This window comes from Microbacterium sp. NPDC079356 (assembly GCF_049545465.1).
In the GTDB taxonomy this organism is placed as follows: Bacteria; Actinomycetota; Actinomycetes; order Actinomycetales; family Microbacteriaceae; genus Microbacterium; species Microbacterium gawkjiense.
In genome coordinates this window covers 626151-642592 of sequence record NZ_JBMWDN010000001.1, presented here as the reverse complement: position 1 = coordinate 642592, position 16442 = coordinate 626151, and the positions used below count along the sequence as shown (strand labels likewise).

The following is a 16442-nucleotide window of genomic DNA, read 5'->3' as shown; positions in this document are numbered from 1 at the left end:
CTGCCTCACTTCTTCTTCTTGCCGTTGTAGTGCGGGTTCTCCCAGATGACGGAGCCTCCCTGTCCGAGGCCGACGCACATCGCGGTGAGGCCGTAACGGACGTCGGGTCGCTCCGCGAAGTGCGCCGCCAGCTGGATCATGAGGCGGACACCGGATGCCGCCAGCGGGTGCCCGAGTGCGATCGCGCCGCCCCAGGGGTTCACGCGCGGATCGTCGTCGGCGATGCCGAAGTGGTCGAGCAGCGAGATGACCTGCACGGCGAAGGCCTCGTTCAGCTCGAACAGGCCGATGTCGTCGATCGTGAGGCCCGCCTTCTTCAGCGCCTTCTCGGTCGAGGGGATCGGGCCGATGCCCATGATCTCGGGCTGGACGCCCGCGAAGGCGAACGAGACCATCCGCATCTTCGGCGTGAGCCCCAGTTCCTTGACCGCGCCGCCGCCGGCGAGGAGCGACATGGTCGCGCCGTCGGTGAGCGGGGAGGAGGTGCCGGCCGTCACGCGACCGTGCGGGCGGAACGGCGTCTTGAGGGCGGCGAGGTCGGCCATCGTCGTCTGCGGACGACGGCCCTCATCCTCGGTCGCCAGTCCCCACGCGCCTTCGGCATCCTTCACCGCGACGGGGACGAGGTCGGGCTGGAACTTGCCGGCTTCGTAGGCGGCCTGCGCCTTGTGCTGGCTCAGCATGCCGAACCGGTCGGAGCGCTCCTTCGTGAGCTGCGGGAACCGGTCGAAGATGCGTTCCGCCGTGACCCCCATGTTGAGGGCGCCGGGGTCGACCATCTTCTCGGCGACGAACCGCGGGTTGGGGTCGGCGTTGCCGCCGATCGGGTAGTGCCCCATGTGCTCCACACCGCCTGCGAGCGCGACGTCGTACATGCCGACGCCGATCGCCCCGGCCATCGTGGTGACGCTCGTCATGGCGCCCGCGCACATCCGGTCGATGGCGAAGCCGGGGACCGTCTGCGGGAGCCCCGCGAGGATCGCCACCGACCGCCCCAGGGTCAGCCCCTGCTCGCCGGTCTGGCTCGTCGCGGCGATCGCGACGTCGTCGACGCGCTCAGCCGGGACGTCGGGGTTCCGTTCCATGAGGCCGATCGTCGCCTTGACGGCGAGGTCGTCGGCGCGCGTGTTCCAATACATGCCCTTTTCGCCCGCACGCCCGAACGGGGTGCGCATTCCGTCGACGAAATAGACGTCCGAAAGCTCGGCCACACTGCCTCCAATGATTGGGTTCCCACCCAGCCTAAGGAGGCCGCGATACCGCGAAAATCGGTTGGGTCGAACCTACGAAGCGGTCTCGGATGCCGCGTCGGGCACCTGCACGGAATCGACAAAGGCCGTGGCGATCACCTGTGCAGTCTGTGCAATCTGCCACGGGCGCGCGCCCAGCTCCCCGAGGGCGTCGCCGATCGACTCGGCCGTCACCTCGGCCGGCGGATGCCAGGCCACGCGGCGGAGCAGGTCGGGCGTCAGGAGGTTCTCCGTCGGCATCCCCAGCTCTTCGGCGCGCGCCTCCACGAGAGGCCGGGCGGCCTTCAGGCGCGCGTCAGCCGCGGGGTTGCGGTCGGCCCATGCGCGAGGCGGCGGCATTCCGTCACCCGGGCCCCGCTCGGCGGGCAGGGCGGGATCTGCGCGCCCCGCCTCGATGGCCGCCCACCAGCGGTCCAGCTGGCTGCGGCTCGCGCGTCCCGTGAACTCCTTCACGCGGGCGAGGTCCTGCTTGGTCGCGGGGTCTGCGATGACGGCCGCGACCAGCGCGCGGTCGGGCACGAGCCTTCCCGGGGAGACGTCCTCTTCGCGGGCGTAGTCCTCGCGGGCCTGCCACAGCGCACGGGCGACGGCGAGCGCGCGGCGACCGCGCACCGTGTGGAGCCCGCTCAGCCGGCGCCACGGCTCTTCGCGCGGCGGCTTGGGGGCGCGGGTGCGCACTGCCTCGAACTCCTCCTGGGCGAAGGCGGTCTTGCCCTGTTCATCGAGTTCGGTCGCCAAGGCGTCGCGGACGTCGATCAGGTGCAGCACGTCCAAAGCGGCGTACTCGAGCCACCCCTGGGGGAGCGGCCGGGTCGACCAGTCCGCCGCTGAGTGCGCCTTGGCCAGGGTGATGCCGAGCGTGTCCTCGACGACGGCGCCCAGACCCACCCGATCGTGACCGAGCAGTCGGGCGGCGAGTTCGGTGTCGAAGATGCGGGGCGGCTCGAGTCCGGCCTCGCGCAGCGACGGCAGATCCTGGCTGGCTGCGTGCAGCACCCACTCCTCGTCGCCGATCGCCGCCTGCAGGGCGGAGAGGTCACCGATCGCGGGCGGGTCGAACAGGAACACCTCGCTGCCGCGCCGGTAGACCTGGATGAGGTAGGCGCGTTGCGAGTAGCGGAAGCCCGACGCCCGCTCGACGTCGACGGCCACGGGACCGTGACCGGCCGCCAGGCGCGACGCTGCGGCCGCCGCCGCATCCAGATCGGCGATGACCTCGTATTCAGCCACGTGTACTCCGCTGTCCGCCGAACACGGCGATGTTCTCCGAACCCGGGGGGAGCCCTGCCAACATGCAGACCAGCTCGCCCCAGGCGTCCATGTGACCGGTCGGATCCCCGTCGGGGGACCACGACGCGCGGAGTTCGATCTGCGCTCCGTCGCCCTCGGCGGCCAGCGTCCCGAAACCCTTCGAGAGGGTCTTGGTCGCTGTGCCGGATGCCGCGTGGAACGTCGCTCCGCGCGCTGCGAGGGCATCGACCAGCCATGACCAGGCTACGTCGGCCAGCAGGGGATCGGTGCCGATCTCGGGTTCGAGAGGGGCCTGCGCGAAGCAGACGATCCGCCAGGGGCCGCCCCAGGCATCCGGTTCCGAGGCGTCGTGGAGGATGACGATCCGGCCCGTCCCGTAAGGGGATTCACCGTCGTCGTCCGGACGCACGTCGCCCGCGAAGGCGATGGCCTCGGGAGCGAGGGATGCCGGTGCGGCGATCTCGCGCACGACGAAGTCCTCGCGGAAGTGCAGGGCGCGCAACGCGTCGCTCACAGCGAGGAACTCCGGCGTCCCGGTCGGGGGTTCGGTCACGGCGACAGACTAGAGTGAGGGCACCATGAAGGCTTCCAGGCGCGCCGTCCCCGACGCGGCCCGACCCGGGACCGTTCCCACGATGCGCAGCACGGTCGTCGCACTCACCACGGCGCTCGTCAGCACGACGGGACTGCTGGCCCTCCTCGCCGGTCGCGTCGCGCGGCGCGTCGTGACGCTCTCCGCTCGGGTGCCGGACACGACCCTCGTCGACGTCGACGTCGCCGCGCAAACCATCACGCTCTCGCGCTCGGCGGACACCGTCCTCCCGGGGCGTTACGGCCTGTTCACCACCGGGACGCAGAGTTACATCAAGCTCGGCACCGTGCTCGCCGCGGGGACGGACACCGTCACCCGGAAGCTCCTCACGCAGATCGACGAGTCGGATCGCCTCGACGCCGCCGCAGCCTTCAGCGGGTGGTACTTCTCCGATCCCGCCGAACTGCATCTCCCGTTCGAGGAGGTCTCGGTCAGCACTTCGCTCGGGTCGTGCCCCGCGTGGGTGTTCCCCGCGGGCGGCGGGAGCGACGTCTGGGCGGTGCACATCCACGGACGCGGCACGACGCGTGCGGAGACCCTGCGTGCCGTGCCGGTCTTCCATGCCGCGGGGATCACCTCGATGCTCACCTCCTACCGCAACGATGCCGACGCCCCGCGCAGCAGCGGGGGGAGTTCGGCACTGGGCGCGACCGAGTGGCGCGACGTCGACCGCGCGATCGGCTACGCCCGTCGCGCCGGGGCGCGGCGCATCATCCTCATGGGGTGGTCGATGGGCGGCGCGATCGCGCTGCAGCTGGCGGCGGGATCCGCCCACCGCGACCTCATCGTCGGCGTCATCCTCGACTCGCCCGTCGTCGACTGGCGCCGCGTGCTGACGCACCACGCCGACCTCACCCGCATCCCGCGCCCGCTGACGCATCTCGCCCTCGACGCGCTGACCCGCCCGTGGGCGTCGTCGCTGACGGGGGCGGGCGACCCGATCCCGTGGGACCGTCTGGACGTCCTCGCCCGGGCGGACGAGCTCGTCGCACCGATCCTGATCCTGCACAGCGCGGCGGACGACTTCGTGCCGCCGGCGGCCTCCCGTGCGCTGCGGGATCGACGTCCCGACCTCGTCACGCTCGATGAGTTCGAGGGGGCCCGGCACACGAAGCTGTGGAACTACGACGAGGAGCGCTGGACCTCGGACATCCGCGACTGGCTGTCGGCGCGGGGCCTCACCGGCGACGCAGACGCAGGTAACTGAATCCGTCGTCGTCGACGAGCACGCCCGCGGGTGTCGTGTCGACGGCGTCCGCCAGCGGCAGGAACGGTCCGGCGCTCGGGACCAACCGGGGCGCTGCCGTGATGCAGTACTCGTCGACGACGTCGGCCGCGGCGAACTGTCCGGCCAACGACGGGCCGCCCTCGCAGACGATGCGTCGGATGCCGCGGTCGGCGAGTGCGGAGAGGATGCCGGGCACCGGCATCCGTCCGTCGTCCAGCGTGACGCGGACGATGGTGACACCGGGCACGGGGCGCGGGGTCGGCGCGTCCGGGGGCAGCAGGAGGAGGACCTGGTCGTCGGGTCCGTCGGCGGCGGGTTCGAGTCGGTGCCCGGCGAGGTCACCCGCTCGCGACACGACCACGAGGCGGGAGCGACGGGGGAGGACGTACCCCTCGGCTCGCACGGTCTGCGCTCCCACGACGACGGCGTCCGCGCCCGCGCGGATGACGCCCAGGATCGCGCGGTCGGCGCGGTTCGTGAGGGTGTCACTCGTGCCGTCCGGGCCGACGGCCGACCCCGTCAAGGAGGTGATCATGTTGAGGCGGACCCAGGCGTCCGCGGCCGGCGCGTACCGGTCGGCCAACCATGCGCGCCCCTCGGGCGTCGCGGCATCCACCCGCTCCCCGGTCGACGGCAGCACCTCGGTCACCCACACGCCGCCATCCTCGCACGCGCTGCGGGCCGCGAAGGGGACTGCGCCCGGCGGCTAGGCTGGTCGGGTGCCCCTCACCTCCTCCGGAACCACGCACCTGAGCGAACGCGATCCGAAGGTGAGCGGTGCCGAGATGGTCGCCGCTCTCGTGCCGCCGCCGCAGTTCGACGAGGCGACGTTCGCGACCTACCGCGCGGACGATGCGTATCCCTCGCAGCAGGAGGCCAAGGACCTGCTCGAGGTCTTCAGCTCGGGTCGCGGCGCACCCGCCGCGCGGGGCGGCTTCTTCCGACGCGCCAAGCGCGAAGCGCCGATGAAGCCGGGCGTGTACCTCGACGGCGGTTTCGGTGTCGGCAAGACCCACCTGCTCGCGGCGATCTACCACGCGATGCCGGCACGCCGGAAGTACTTCGGCTCGTTCATCGAGTACACGGCGCTCGTCGGGGCGCTGGGCTATCAGAAGACCGTCGAACTCTTCCGCGGCGCGGATCTGCTGTGCATCGACGAGTTCGAGCTCGACGACCCGGGCGACACCATGGTGATGACACGACTCATCGCCGAGCTCGTCCCCACCGGCACGAAGCTCGCCGCCACCTCCAACACCCCGCCGAATGCCCTGGGGGAGGGGCGGTTCGCCGCGCAAGACTTCCTGCGCGAGATCCACGCGATGGCGGAGCACTTCCAGACCATCCGGATCGACGGCACCGACTACCGCCAGCGCGCCGTAGACGGTCACGCGGTCGTCCTCGACGACGCCGGGTACGAGAGCGCGATGACGGATGCCGCGGCATCCGCTCTCGTCTCCGATGACGACTTCGGGGCGTTCATCCGACACCTCGCCTCGGTGCACCCGTCGCGGTACATCCGCCTCATCGAGGGGATCGGGACCATCGGCCTGCGGAACGTGGTCGGATTCGACGACCAGTCCGCCGCCCTGCGCTTCGTGGCGTTCGTCGACCGCGCGTACGACGCGCAGATCCCGATCCGCGCCACCGGGACTCCGCTCGATTCCGTGTTCCGCGAGGACATGCTCGCGGGCGGATACCGCAAGAAGTACCTCCGCGCCGTCTCGCGCCTGGTGGCTCTCACCCACTCGTAAGGCGCAGGACGCCTCACTCGCAGAGGCGGGAAACGTGATGTTTACCTGCTCGACCCGCTCGTAACCGGCGCGAAACACGACGCATCCCGCCGCGGAAACTCGACGGCGCCAAACTGATCGCGCCCGACAGCGCTGCCTACCCGAATGAACAGGCGCGCCGGGACCGAGTTACACAACACATGAGTGAGGAACTTCATGGACAGCGGAAACCTCGCGTGGTCTGTCGCCGCGACAGCCCTCGTACTCTTCATGACGCCGGGCGTCGCGTTCTTCTACGGGGGTCTCGTCAAGGCCAAGAGCGTCGTGAGCATGATGATGCTCAGCTTCGGCGCCATGGGTCTCATCGGCGTCCTCTGGATCCTGTTCGGGTTCAACATGAGCCTCGGCGGAGGCACGTTCGCCTTCTCCGGTAACCCGTTCGTCGACTTCGGGCTCGCCGCGGCGGACAGCGACACCCTCGTCGGCGCCACATACGGAGCCACCTTCGCGATCATCACGGTGGCCCTCATCTCGGGCGCGATCGCCGACCGCGCGAAGTTCGGCGCGTGGATGATCTTCGCGGGCATCTGGGCAACGGTCGTCTACTTCCCCGTCGCCGCCTGGGTGTGGGGCGACGGCTGGATCTTCAACTGGGGTGACAACACGGGGCTGCCCGGAGTCATCGACTACGCCGGTGGTACCGCTGTCCACATCAACGCCGGTGCAGCCGCTCTCGCCCTCGCGCTGGTTCTGGGCAAGCGGGTCGGGTTCCAGAAGGGCATCCACAAGCCCCACAACGTGCCACTCGTCATGCTCGGTGCCGCGATCCTCTGGTTCGGCTGGTTCGGCTTCAACGCGGGTGCCGAGGGCACCTTCGGTCTGCTCGGCACCGAGGACCAGGCCGTGGGCACCATCGTCATCAACACGCTCGGCGCCACCGCCGCCGCGATCCTGGGTTGGACTCTCGTCGAGAAGCTCAAGGACGGCAAGGCGACGTCGGTCGGGGCAGCCTCCGGTGCAGTCGCCGGTCTCGTCGCCATCACCCCCGCGTGCGCCGCTCTGGCGCCGGGATGGGCGCTCCTGCTCGGTGTCATCGCCGGCGCGGTCTGTGCCCTCGCGATCGAGCTGAAGTGGAAGCTTGGCTACGACGACTCGCTCGATGTGGTCGGCGTGCACCTCGTCGGCGGTCTCATCGGCACCCTGTACCTCGGCTTCTTCGCGACCGGCACCGGCCTGTTCACCGGTGGTGACGCGGGCCAGCTGATCTCGCAGACCGTCGCCGCCTTCGCGGTCCTCATCTACTCGTTCGTGGTCGCCTTCGTCATCGGCTTTGCGATCGAGAAGACGATCGGCTTCCGGGTGAAGAACGAGGACGAGATCGCCGGCATCGACACCGTCGTCCACGGCGAAGAGGGTTACGCTCTCGTCGACTGATACGCACCTCGCACCGAGGGGGCGCCGCGGACCATCCGCGGCGCCCCCTCCTCTGTGCAGGGGCCGGAGTCTTGCGCTCGTTCCGTCTTCCGCCCTAGGTTGGCGGGGAAGCGCTTTCCTGCGCTTGCCGACCCGTCTCCGGCGGCGGAGCCCCGTGCGAAGGACCTGTACCGACAGGGCGGCCTGCAGGTGGCGATCTCCTCGCGCACAGAGCACCCCGAAGCCGCAGCCCTGTTCCTCGACTACGTGGTCAACAGCCCCGAGGCGGGCGAGATCTTCGGTACGACCCTGGGATTCCCGGCATCCACGAGCAAGCTCGAGGGCGCAACGCTCGAAGGTCCGGATCAGCAGGTCGCCGACTACATCGAATCCGTGTCAAACCCCATCGGTGACGCACCCCCGGCGGCCGTGGTGGGCTACGGCTCCCTCGAGCAGAAGTTCTGGGATCTCGAAAAGGAGCTCGGTCTCGGAACGAAGACCGTGGATGCCGCGGTGAGCGAGTTCTTCACCGAGGCGGAGGTGATCCTCGCCAACTGAGAAACTGCATCGCTGGTCCGCGCCGTCCACACGGCGACGGCGCGGAGCGGCGATGTCAAGGCCCTCCGGGCGGTGCAAGCCGATCCGTACGTTGCGTCGCATGTCCGCGGCCGCCGATCGTCCCACCTCCACCCTGCTCGTCATCCACCGCCTGGCCGAACTCGCCGCTCTGGTGCGCGCCAGCCCGGGCCTTCACGTGCGCTGGTCGGAAGGCCCCGCGCAGGATGCGGAGCCGACGAGCATCGATACCGAGAGCGGGCTCCGACTGCCGGGACTCTCGGTCAATCCGCTGGACGCCGAAAGCTGGTGGACCCGGCCGCTCGAGGACTGGCTCGCGCGCCAGCTGTCGCAGTATCGGCATCTGCAGGACGAGAACCCGGACCGCTTCGCATGGGTCCTGCGGGGTGAGCTCGCCGGTCGGGGTCCCGACTGTGAGCCGCTGCTTTCGAATCCCGAAGCGATCGCGATCCTCGACGAGCAGCTGCTCCAGGAAGCGGAGGATCGCTACCGCGGCGAGTTCGACGCGGGTCGGGGGCCGGAGGGATGAAGGCGTCGACGGCCTGGGTGGAGGATCGTCCCGGATTCTTCCGTATGACAGTGGCGGCCACGAACTGCTACCTGATCAGGGATACCGACGGCGTGACGCTCGTCGATGCCGGACTGCCGGCGACGGGAAGGGTCCTCGACGTCCTCCTCGGCGACCTGGGCCTGCGACGCCAGGACATCGATGCCGTCCTCCTCACACACGCGCACTTCGACCACGTCGGCCTCGCTCACGGACTGCGGGCGTCGGGGGTCCCCGTGCGTGTCCACCCGGATGATCGTCGGCTGGCGCGGCATCCGTACCGGTATCGTCCGGCCGTGGCTCGGATCCCGTATCTGCTCACCCACCCGGGCGGCATCCCTGTGATCGGTCGGATGGCAGGGGCGGGTGCGCTGGCGGTGCGCGGGGTGGACGCGGAGGCATCCCTTCCATCCGGCGGCGTCCTGGATGTGCCGGGTCGTCCCACGGTCGTGCACACACCCGGTCACACCGACGGGCACTGTGCGTTCTACTTCGCGACGCGCGGCGTCCTGTTGTCCGGCGACGCGCTCGTCACTCTGGATCCGTATACCGGCAAGCGCGGTCCGCAGATCGTCGCGAATGCGGCCACGAAGAATGCAGCGACCGCGCTGCACTCCCTCGACGCGCTCGAGGCGACCGAGGCGGGCGTGGTGCTGACGGGGCATGGGGACCCCTGGATCTCGGGGATCGCCTCAGCTGCTCGACGGGCCCGGGTCGTCGGTCCACACTGATCCGGACAAGGGCGAAGCCCCGGCGGTCTGGGACCTGCCGGGGCTTGTTCGGTGGGCGATGCCGGACTCGAACCGACGACCTCTTCCGTGTGAAGGAAGCGCGCTACCAACTGCGCCAATCGCCCGAATGACACTCGGGCCGGTGTCCGAGCATACCGGATCGCGAGGCTCCGACCGAACCGACGGAAGCCCGATCGGGTGACACGCGCGGGGCGTACTCGGTTTTGCGCTGGCGCCGGAATCGTCTAGTGTTTAACGAGTGCCGGAGAGATCCGGAACGAAATGCGGATGTAGCGCAGTGGTAGCGCATCACCTTGCCAAGGTGAGGGTCGCGAGTTCGAATCTCGTCATCCGCTCGAGTGTGGGGATCTTCCTCCGGGGAGATCGCGTCACGTGGGTCAAACCACACACGGTGGCGTGGCCGAGTGGCTAGGCAGCGGCCTGCAAAGCCGTCCACACGGGTTCGAATCCCGTCGCCACCTCCACTCACAACTCAACAGCCTTCACAGGCGCGATTGGCGCAGCGGTAGCGCGCTTCCCTGACACGGAAGAGGTCACTGGTTCGATCCCAGTATCGCGCACAGACAAACCCCCGGTCATCCGGGGGTTTTTTGTTGTGCGCGGGCGGCGCTGTGCGGGCCCGAGGCGCCCCGGGCCCGCACAGCGAGGGTTCAGCCGACGGCTGCGACCTGCTCCGTCTCGGGCAGCTCGTGGAGTCCGGCGGGGGAGTTCGCGGCAGCCATCAGGCGCTCGACCCACTCGTGGTTGAGCGGGATGCGGGCGTCGCCCCGCCGGCGGAAGGCGAGGCTCGATGCCCGGTTCATCCACACGGTCGTGCGGCCGGTGCCTTCACCCGCGGCCCGCGACCACGTGAAGAGGAAGGCTTCGCCGCGGCGGAGCTTGGCGTAGATGACGGCTTCGAGGTGCGCGAGAGTGCGATCGTCGATGTCGAAGCGTGTGGTGCTGTTGTAGGCGAGGAGTCCCATGGAACCGACCCTGGTCGAGGCGTACAGAAGGGCGGAGCTGCGGTCTCCACGGTCATCCTCTCACCCGCGCGGGCCATCCCCGCGCACCGGCCGGACGTGTCGCACGGTCGTCACAGGTCGCTGAGACAATGCGGACATGACCACCGCCCGGATCATCGTCCTGTTCGTCCTCGCCGCCGTCGCCGAGATCGGCGGCGCCTGGTTGATCTGGCAGGCCGTGCGGGAGAACCGAGGATGGTGGTTCGCGCTGCTCGGGATCGTCGCCCTCGGCGCCTACGGCTTCGTCGCCGCCCTGCAGCCCGACGCTCATTTCGGACGGGTGCTCGCCGCGTACGGCGGAGTGTTCGTCGCGGGATCCTTGGCCTGGGGGATCGTCGTCGACGGGTTCCGCCCCACCGTGTGGGACTACGTGGGCTCCGGTGTCGCCCTGGTCGGGGCCGCGATCATCATCTTCGCGCCGGTGGTGACCGACGCCGTCGACGGATGATCGCGACCCCGCGGCCGATCAGGGGACGATGACCGCGCGCCCCCGCACCTTCCCGGCCGCGAGCGCCTCATAGGCCTTCGGGCCGTCGTCGAGGGAGTACCGCTGCACCTCGACCGACACCTGACCCGATCGTGCGAGGTCGAGCACCTCGATCAACTCACTGCGCGATCCCCAGTACGGGATGCGGACGGCGGCGTCGTAGGCGATGGATCCGAAGCCCACATGAGCAGTGCCCCCGCCGATCCCGACGATGGTCACGTCGGCGTCGACGGCCGCTGCGCCGACCGCGGTGGCGATTGTCGGTTCCGCACCGACGAAGTCGAACACCGCATTCGCCCCCAGGCCGCCGGTGAGGTCGCGGATGGCGTCGACGGCGTTCTCATCGCTCAGGACGGCGTGATGCGCGCCGACCTCGCGCGCGAGCGCCAGCTTTTCGTCGTTCACGTCCAACGCGATGACCGTCGTCGCCGACACCGCACGCAGGATCTGGATCGCGACGTGCCCGAGACCGCCCGTCCCGATCACCACGGCGGTCGTGCCGGCGCCGAGCTTCGGCAGCGAGGTCTTGATCGCGTGATACGGGGTGAGCCCGGCATCCGTCAGGGAGACGTTCTTCACGGGGTCCAGATCGCCGAGCGGAACGAGGTGACGGGCGCTGTCGACGATCATGTACTCGGCCATCGATCCGGGTGCGCCGAGGCCGGGAGGCATGATCCCTTCGGACTGCGCGTTCGTGCAGTAGTTCTCCTTGCCCTGCGCGCAGTTGCGGCAGCGCCCGCATCCCCACGGACCGTACACAGCCACGGCGTCCCCGACCTGCAGGTGCTCGACGCCCTCGCCGAGCTCTTCGACGATGCCCGCCCCCTCGTGCCCGAGGGTCAACGGCAGGGGGTACCCCGCGGCGGTGTACTCCTCCTCGCTCAGCCCCATGACGAACTCGTCCGAGTGGCAGACGCCCGCCGCGGTGACCTTGAGCAGCACCTGCCCGGGCCCTGCAGTCGGCTTCTCGATCTCGACGACCTCGGGGGGTGAACCAATGCGCGTGTACTGGAGTGCCTTCATGCGTGGCACGCTACGCCGCATGCGTCTCGCGGCGCATGCCCCTGCGCCGCGGCATCCCGACCGATAGGATCCCGCCATGGCCCACCTCGTGCTCACTGTGGTCGGCGACGACCGTCCCGGACTCGTCAACGCCCTCGCCGAGCAGGTCTCGGCCGCGGGAGGCAACTGGGAGCGCAGCGAGCTCGCCGAGCTGGCCGGCGCCTTCGCCGGCATCGTGCTCGTCTCGATCGACGACGACCGCGAGGCCGACCTCGTCACGGCGCTCGAAGGACTCGACGGGATGCTGCGCGTCACCGTCCACGGCGGACACGTGGCCTCGGTGACCGAACCCGTCGAGCGCGCGATGGAGGTCACCGTCCTCGGCAACGACCGCCCCGGGATCGTGCGCGACGTGACCGCGGCGATCGCCGCCCACGCGCTCAGCATCGACACCTTCCGCAGTCGGACGCTCGACGCGCCGATGGCGGGCGGGACCCTCTTCGAGGCGACGGTCGCGTTCCGCGTGCCGGCCGGAGCGGATGCCGCGCCGGTGACGGCCGCGCTGGAGGAGCTCGCGGGCGAGATCCAGGTGGACCTCACCGTCGCCTGACGTGCACTGCGTCGACGAGATCCGCTCCCGCCTGCGGGCCGCAGCCGACCCGTCCCGCGCGGGCCGCGGGGAAACCGCCGCGGCGCGCCTCCTCGACGACGCGCAGGTCAGCGCAGGAGCAGCGGGACGGTCGCGGCGGCGACGACGAGGGGAGCCGCGACGAGACCCCACAGGATGAAGCGACGCCACGGCAGGTGCACCCCCGCCGCCACGAGCCGCTGATGCCAGAGGAGGGTGGCAAGCGACGCCCACGGCGTGATGAGCGGCCCGGCGTTCACGCTGATCAGCAGGGCGGCCAGGCGCTCCGGCGTGTCCGCCGTCGATTCGAGCAGCAGATACGCGGGAAGGTTGTCGAGCGCATTCGCGATCACGAGCGCCGTTCCCGACATCCGCAGCAGGTCGACCGGCGCCGACCCCGATCCGGCCACGGCCGTCGCCAGCTGTCCCGAGCCCCACGCCTCGAGGGCGGCGACGGCCGAGAAGAGTCCCGCGGCGAACACGAGCAGCGACCACGGCACGAGCCGCAGCCCCAGCGCCTTCGGCGAGCGCCACGCGAACAGACCGATCAGGGCGAGCGCCGCCACCGTCGCCGGGATCCACGGCTCGATCCCGCTCACGAGCAGCGGCAGCAGGGCGAGGACGATGACGGATGCCGCAAGGAGCTGCACCCGGTCGCTCACCCGCGGCGGCGGGGCCACCGTGAACGAGCCGACCAGCGAGCGCCGATGGATGACCCATAGGAGGGCGACGGTCACGAGGACGGCGACGGCGGCGGACGGTCCGAGCAGGAGCACGAACGACGTCGGGTCGGCGGCCCCCGGCATCCGGGCCAGGGCGAGGAGGTTCGTCAGGTTCGACACCGGCAGCAGGAGCGACGCGGTGTTCGCCAGCCACACCGTCGCGAGGGCGAACGGCAGCGGCGGCAGCCCGTTCGCGCGTGCGACGGCGATCACGACGGGGGTGAGGAGGACGGCGGTCGTGTCGAGCGACAGGAAGGCGGTGGTCACGATCGCGAGGGCCACGACGAGTGCCCAGAGCAGAGCGGTGCGTCCACGCGACATCCGGGCCAGCCACGACGCGGTGACGTCGAAGACCCCGGCCTTCGCCGCGAGCTCCGCGACGACGGTGACCGCCACGACGAACGCGAGGATCGGGAGCACGCGCTCGGCGACCACGCCGAGCTCGGAGAGAGGCAGGATGCCGGTGGCGACGGCGACGATCGCGCCCACGAGCAGGACGAGCCCCGCGAGAGCGAGCTTCACGGCATCCATCATCGCCCCTCCCGGCGGCCCGTTAGACTCGCATGATGCAGAACAGCCGGGTGTCCCACCTCGCCGGCACGCGAACGCCGCGGGCCTGAGCGGGCGGAGCGCGTGCAGCGTTCGAAGCTGAGTCACCGTGATCCGAGCCACCTCTGGAGATCTCCCCTTGTCTGATCCGATCGCCCCGGCGGATGTCGCCCTTCCCGCCGACGGTTTCGCCCTGTTCCCCGACCGCTCCGTCGTCGCGCTCCGCATCCGCGGCGAGCTGAAGGACCTCGCGACGGTCGTCGACTCTCTCGACGGCGTCGAGCCGGTCACCGTGTCGAGCCCCGACGGGCTGAACATCCTGCGCCACTCGACGGCCCACATCCTCGCGCAGGCCGTGCAGCGCGTCCGCCCGCAGGCGAACCTCGGGATCGGCCCGCCGATCACCGACGGCTTCTACTACGACTTCGGCGTCGAAGAGCCCTTCACCCCCGAGGACCTCAAGGCCATCAAGAAGGAGATGGAGCGCATCGTCCGTGAAGGACAGCGTTTCGTCCGCCGTGTGGTGAGCGATGACGAAGCCCGCGCCGAGCTCGCCCATGAGCCGTTCAAGCTCGAGCTCATCGGGCTGAAGGGCGGGTCGCAGGAGGCGGCCGAGGGCGCGTCCGTCGAGGTGGGCGGCGGCGAACTCACCATCTACGACAACGTCACCCGCGACGGTGAGACCGCGTGGAAGGACCTCTGCCGCGGGCCCCACGTGCCGAGCACCCGTGTCGCCGGCAACGGCTGGGACCTCACCCGCGTCGCCGGCGCCTACTGGCGCGGCAGCGAGAAGAACCCGCAGCTGCAGCGTATCTACGGCACCGCGTGGCCGTCCAAGGACGAGCTGCGCGCCTACCAGCACCGCCTCGAGGAGGCCGCCAAACGCGACCACCGCAAGCTCGGCAAGGACCTCGACCTCTTCTCCTTCCCCGAGGAGATCGGGCCCGGCCTGTCGGTGTTCCACCCCAAGGGCGGGATCATCCGGTACGAGATCGAGCGTTACATGCGCGAGAGTCTCCTCGCCAACGGATACCAGGTCGTGAACACGCCCCACATCACCAAGGGCGACCTGTTCATGACGAGCGGTCACCTGCAGTGGTACGCCGACGGCATGTACCCCCCGATGGTGCTGGATGAGGTGGTGGATGCCGACGGCCACGTCTCGCGCGAGGGCCAGGAGTACTACCTCAAGCCCATGAACTGCCCGTTCCACAACCTGATCTTCCGCTCGCGCGGGCGCAGCTACCGCGAACTGCCGCTGCGGCTCAGCGAGTTCGGCTCGGTCTACCGCTACGAGAAGAGCGGCACGCTCGCCGGCCTGACCCGCGTGCGGGGGATGACGCAGGACGACACCCACATCTACGTGGCGTCCGACCAGGTCAAGGGCGAACTCGAGCACAGCCTCGAGTTCGTACTGAAGACCCTGCGCGACTACGGGCTGAACGACTTCTACCTCGAGCTGTCGACGAAGGAGGAGGGCAACCCCAAGTTCATCGGCGACGACAGCCTGTGGGACGAGGCGACGCAGACCCTGCGGGAGGTCGCCGAGGGTTCCGGTCTCGAGCTCGTGCCCGACCCGGGCGGCGCCGCGTTCTACGGCCCGAAGATCTCCGTCCAGGCGCGGGACGCGATCGGACGCACCTGGCAGATGTCGACGATCCAGCTCGACTTCAACCAGCCCGAGCGGTTCGAGCTCGAGTACACCGGTCCCGACGGTGAGAAGCACCGTCCGGTCATGATCCACCGTGCGCTGTTCGGGTCGATCGAGCGGTTCTTCGCGATCCTCCTCGAGCACTACGCGGGTGCTTTCCCGGTGTGGCTCGCTCCTGTTCAGGTCGTCGGCATCCCCGTCGCCGAGGAGTACGGGCCGTACCTCGACGAGATCGTGGCGCGCCTGCGCGCCGAGGGCGTCCGCGCCGAGGTCGACCACTCCGACGACCGCATGCCGAAGAAGATCCGCACCCACACGACCCAGAAGGTCCCCCTTCAGCTCATCGCGGGGGAGCAGGACCGTTCGGGGGGCACGGTGTCGTTCCGGTTCCGCGACGGCTCGCAGACCAACGGCATCCCCGTCGACGAGGCGATCGACAAGATCGTCGCGGCGATCGCGGACCGTACGCTCGTGAACACCGCGGAGGACCTGGCATGACGGACGACGACCGCCGCGTGGAGGTTGCCGCCGAGCTGGCGGGCGTGCCCGACGAGTTCCAGCGACTGTGGACGCCGCATCGGATGGCCTACATCCAGGCGGGCCCCGAGCCACTGAAGCACGACTGCCCGTTCTGCGCCGCCCCGGGCAAGACCGACGAGGAGGGTCTCATCGTCGCGCGCGGTGAAACCGCCTACGTCCTGCTGAACCTCTTCCCGTACAACTCGGGACACCTGCTGGTCTGCCCGTACCGTCACTTCGCGACGTACGACGACGCGACCCCGGAGGAGGTCGCCGAGATCGGCGCGCTGACCCAGGTCGCGATGAGGGTCCTGCGCACGGTCGCGAAGTGCGACGGGTTCAACCTCGGCATGAACCAGGGCACGGTCGCCGGTGCGGGCGTCGCGGAGCACCTGCATCAGCACGTCGTGCCGCGCTGGGCGACGGACGCGAACTTCTTCCCGATCATCGCCAAGACGAAGGCCCTGCCGCAGTTGCTCGGCGAGGTTCGGCAGGCCGTGGCCGACGGCTGGCCCGTCATCTGACGAGCCGGCCGCCCCGC

The 16442-nt window shown here is 69.9% G+C and carries 17 protein-coding genes and 4 tRNA genes; 13 read left to right on the top strand and 8 right to left on the bottom strand.

What is annotated here, in order from left to right; genetic code table 11:
- Positions 1–5: 5 nt before the first annotated feature.
- The 3 genes from ACPEH0_RS03285 to ACPEH0_RS03275 all read right to left on the bottom strand — a co-directional run bounded on the left by ACPEH0_RS03285 (position 6) and on the right by ACPEH0_RS03275 (position 3054).
- On the bottom strand, positions 6–1211 hold the full coding sequence (locus tag ACPEH0_RS03285; protein WP_064002119.1) for a thiolase family protein: 1206 nt from the start codon (positions 1209–1211) through the stop codon (positions 6–8).
- Positions 1212–1283: 72 nt separating this feature from the next.
- Positions 1284–2480: a ribonuclease D gene (locus tag ACPEH0_RS03280; protein ID WP_217531684.1), complete on the bottom strand. Its 1197-nt coding sequence runs from the start codon at positions 2478–2480 to the stop codon at positions 1284–1286.
- The gene (locus ACPEH0_RS03275; protein ID WP_217531682.1) at positions 2473–3054 is read right to left on the bottom strand and encodes a DUF3000 domain-containing protein; all 582 of its coding nucleotides are present in this window, start codon (positions 3052–3054) and stop codon (positions 2473–2475) included. Before ACPEH0_RS03275 ends, ACPEH0_RS03280 begins: the two co-directional genes overlap by 8 nt.
- Positions 3055–3079: 25 nt before the next feature.
- On the opposite strand from ACPEH0_RS03275, the gene ACPEH0_RS03270 reads away from it, so the two are divergent.
- Entirely contained in the window at positions 3080–4300 is a 1221-nt protein-coding gene (locus ACPEH0_RS03270) for an alpha/beta hydrolase family protein (RefSeq protein WP_366213025.1), read from the top strand.
- On the opposite strand, the gene ACPEH0_RS03265 is transcribed toward ACPEH0_RS03270, so the two are convergent.
- A complete protein-coding gene (locus ACPEH0_RS03265) occupies positions 4272–4976 on the bottom strand; it encodes a dihydrofolate reductase family protein (RefSeq protein WP_359918781.1) in 705 nt (234 codons plus the stop codon). The genes ACPEH0_RS03270 and ACPEH0_RS03265 overlap by 29 nt on opposite strands.
- Before the next feature lie 64 nt (positions 4977–5040).
- On the opposite strand from ACPEH0_RS03265, the gene zapE reads away from it, so the two are divergent.
- The 5 genes from zapE (at position 5041) to ACPEH0_RS03240 (ending at position 9318) form a co-directional block, all read left to right on the top strand.
- Positions 5041–6072 carry a cell division protein ZapE gene (zapE, locus tag ACPEH0_RS03260; RefSeq protein ID WP_217531678.1) on the top strand — a complete coding sequence of 344 codons (1032 nt, stop codon included), beginning with the start codon at positions 5041–5043 and terminating at the stop codon, positions 6070–6072.
- A gap of 195 nt (positions 6073–6267) precedes the next feature.
- Entirely contained in the window at positions 6268–7485 is a 1218-nt protein-coding gene (locus ACPEH0_RS03255) for an ammonium transporter (protein WP_366213027.1), read from the top strand.
- A gap of 189 nt (positions 7486–7674) precedes the next feature.
- Positions 7675–8022, top strand: a complete 348-nt coding sequence (locus ACPEH0_RS03250; RefSeq protein WP_366213028.1) for a hypothetical protein — start codon at positions 7675–7677, stop codon at positions 8020–8022.
- A gap of 100 nt (positions 8023–8122) precedes the next feature.
- Positions 8123–8569 (top strand): DUF6098 family protein, encoded by a 447-nt coding sequence (locus tag ACPEH0_RS03245; protein WP_366213029.1) that lies wholly within the window; start codon positions 8123–8125, stop codon positions 8567–8569.
- Positions 8570–8613: 44 nt separating this feature from the next.
- A complete protein-coding gene (locus ACPEH0_RS03240; protein WP_366213030.1) occupies positions 8614–9318 on the top strand; it encodes an MBL fold metallo-hydrolase in 705 nt (234 codons plus the stop codon).
- Positions 9319–9370: 52 nt separating this feature from the next.
- Here ACPEH0_RS03240 and ACPEH0_RS03235 read toward each other — a convergent pair.
- Positions 9371–9443 (bottom strand) — tRNA-Val (locus tag ACPEH0_RS03235).
- A 159-nt stretch (positions 9444–9602) separates the two neighbouring features.
- On the opposite strand from ACPEH0_RS03235, the gene ACPEH0_RS03230 reads away from it, so the two are divergent.
- From ACPEH0_RS03230 to ACPEH0_RS03220, 3 genes are all read left to right on the top strand, one after another.
- Positions 9603–9674: transfer RNA gene (locus ACPEH0_RS03230), tRNA-Gly, on the top strand.
- Between the two features lie 55 nt (positions 9675–9729).
- Positions 9730–9803: transfer RNA gene (locus ACPEH0_RS03225), tRNA-Cys, on the top strand.
- 24 nt (positions 9804–9827) lie between these two features.
- Positions 9828–9899 (top strand) — tRNA-Val (locus tag ACPEH0_RS03220).
- 90 nt (positions 9900–9989) lie between these two features.
- Here the strand turns inward: ACPEH0_RS03220 and ACPEH0_RS03215 are convergent.
- A complete protein-coding gene (locus tag ACPEH0_RS03215) occupies positions 9990–10304 on the bottom strand; it encodes a hypothetical protein (protein ID WP_217531671.1) in 315 nt (104 codons plus the stop codon).
- Positions 10305–10440: 136 nt separating this feature from the next.
- On the opposite strand from ACPEH0_RS03215, the gene ACPEH0_RS03210 reads away from it, so the two are divergent.
- On the top strand, positions 10441–10791 hold the full coding sequence (locus tag ACPEH0_RS03210; protein WP_064002111.1) for a YnfA family protein: 351 nt from the start codon (positions 10441–10443) through the stop codon (positions 10789–10791).
- 18 nt (positions 10792–10809) lie between these two features.
- On the opposite strand, the gene ACPEH0_RS03205 is transcribed toward ACPEH0_RS03210, so the two are convergent.
- Positions 10810–11853, bottom strand: a complete 1044-nt coding sequence (locus ACPEH0_RS03205; protein WP_217531669.1) for an NAD(P)-dependent alcohol dehydrogenase — start codon at positions 11851–11853, stop codon at positions 10810–10812.
- A gap of 76 nt (positions 11854–11929) precedes the next feature.
- Between ACPEH0_RS03205 and ACPEH0_RS03200 the strand changes: the two genes are divergently transcribed.
- Positions 11930–12442, top strand: a complete 513-nt coding sequence (locus ACPEH0_RS03200; RefSeq protein ID WP_253034616.1) for a glycine cleavage system protein R — start codon at positions 11930–11932, stop codon at positions 12440–12442.
- Between the two features lie 107 nt (positions 12443–12549).
- Here ACPEH0_RS03200 and ACPEH0_RS03195 read toward each other — a convergent pair whose 3' ends face one another.
- Positions 12550–13716, bottom strand: a complete 1167-nt coding sequence (locus ACPEH0_RS03195) for an SLC13 family permease (RefSeq protein ID WP_366213031.1) — start codon at positions 13714–13716, stop codon at positions 12550–12552.
- A 154-nt stretch (positions 13717–13870) separates the two neighbouring features.
- Here ACPEH0_RS03195 and thrS point away from each other — a divergent pair, with 154 nt between their 5' ends.
- Both thrS and ACPEH0_RS03185 read left to right on the top strand, forming a co-directional pair.
- On the top strand, positions 13871–15880 hold the full coding sequence (gene thrS, locus ACPEH0_RS03190) for a threonine--tRNA ligase (RefSeq protein WP_366213032.1): 2010 nt from the start codon (positions 13871–13873) through the stop codon (positions 15878–15880).
- On the top strand, positions 15877–16425 hold the full coding sequence (locus ACPEH0_RS03185; protein ID WP_311283716.1) for an HIT family protein: 549 nt from the start codon (positions 15877–15879) through the stop codon (positions 16423–16425). Before thrS ends, ACPEH0_RS03185 begins: the two co-directional genes overlap by 4 nt.
- Positions 16426–16442 lie beyond the last annotated feature (17 nt).

Bases quoted from the DNA above. Each gene is read 5' to 3' on its own strand.
- ACPEH0_RS03270 (WP_366213025.1), top strand. From the start codon at position 3,080: ATGAAGGCTTCCAGGCGCGCCGTCCCCGACGCGGCCCGACCCGGGACC.
- ACPEH0_RS03255 (WP_366213027.1), top strand. From the start codon at position 6,268: ATGGACAGCGGAAACCTCGCGTGGTCTGTCGCCGCGACAGCCCTCGTA.
- ACPEH0_RS03245 (WP_366213029.1), top strand. From the start codon at position 8,123: ATGTCCGCGGCCGCCGATCGTCCCACCTCCACCCTGCTCGTCATCCAC.
- ACPEH0_RS03240 (WP_366213030.1), top strand. From the start codon at position 8,614: ATGACAGTGGCGGCCACGAACTGCTACCTGATCAGGGATACCGACGGC.
- ACPEH0_RS03215 (WP_217531671.1), bottom strand. From the start codon at position 10,304: ATGGGACTCCTCGCCTACAACAGCACCACACGCTTCGACATCGACGAT.
- ACPEH0_RS03210 (WP_064002111.1), top strand. From the start codon at position 10,441: ATGACCACCGCCCGGATCATCGTCCTGTTCGTCCTCGCCGCCGTCGCC.
- ACPEH0_RS03205 (WP_217531669.1), bottom strand. From the start codon at position 11,853: ATGAAGGCACTCCAGTACACGCGCATTGGTTCACCCCCCGAGGTCGTC.
- ACPEH0_RS03200 (WP_253034616.1), top strand. From the start codon at position 11,930: ATGGCCCACCTCGTGCTCACTGTGGTCGGCGACGACCGTCCCGGACTC.
- ACPEH0_RS03195 (WP_366213031.1), bottom strand. From the start codon at position 13,716: ATGATGGATGCCGTGAAGCTCGCTCTCGCGGGGCTCGTCCTGCTCGTG.
- ACPEH0_RS03185 (WP_311283716.1), top strand. From the start codon at position 15,877: ATGACGGACGACGACCGCCGCGTGGAGGTTGCCGCCGAGCTGGCGGGC.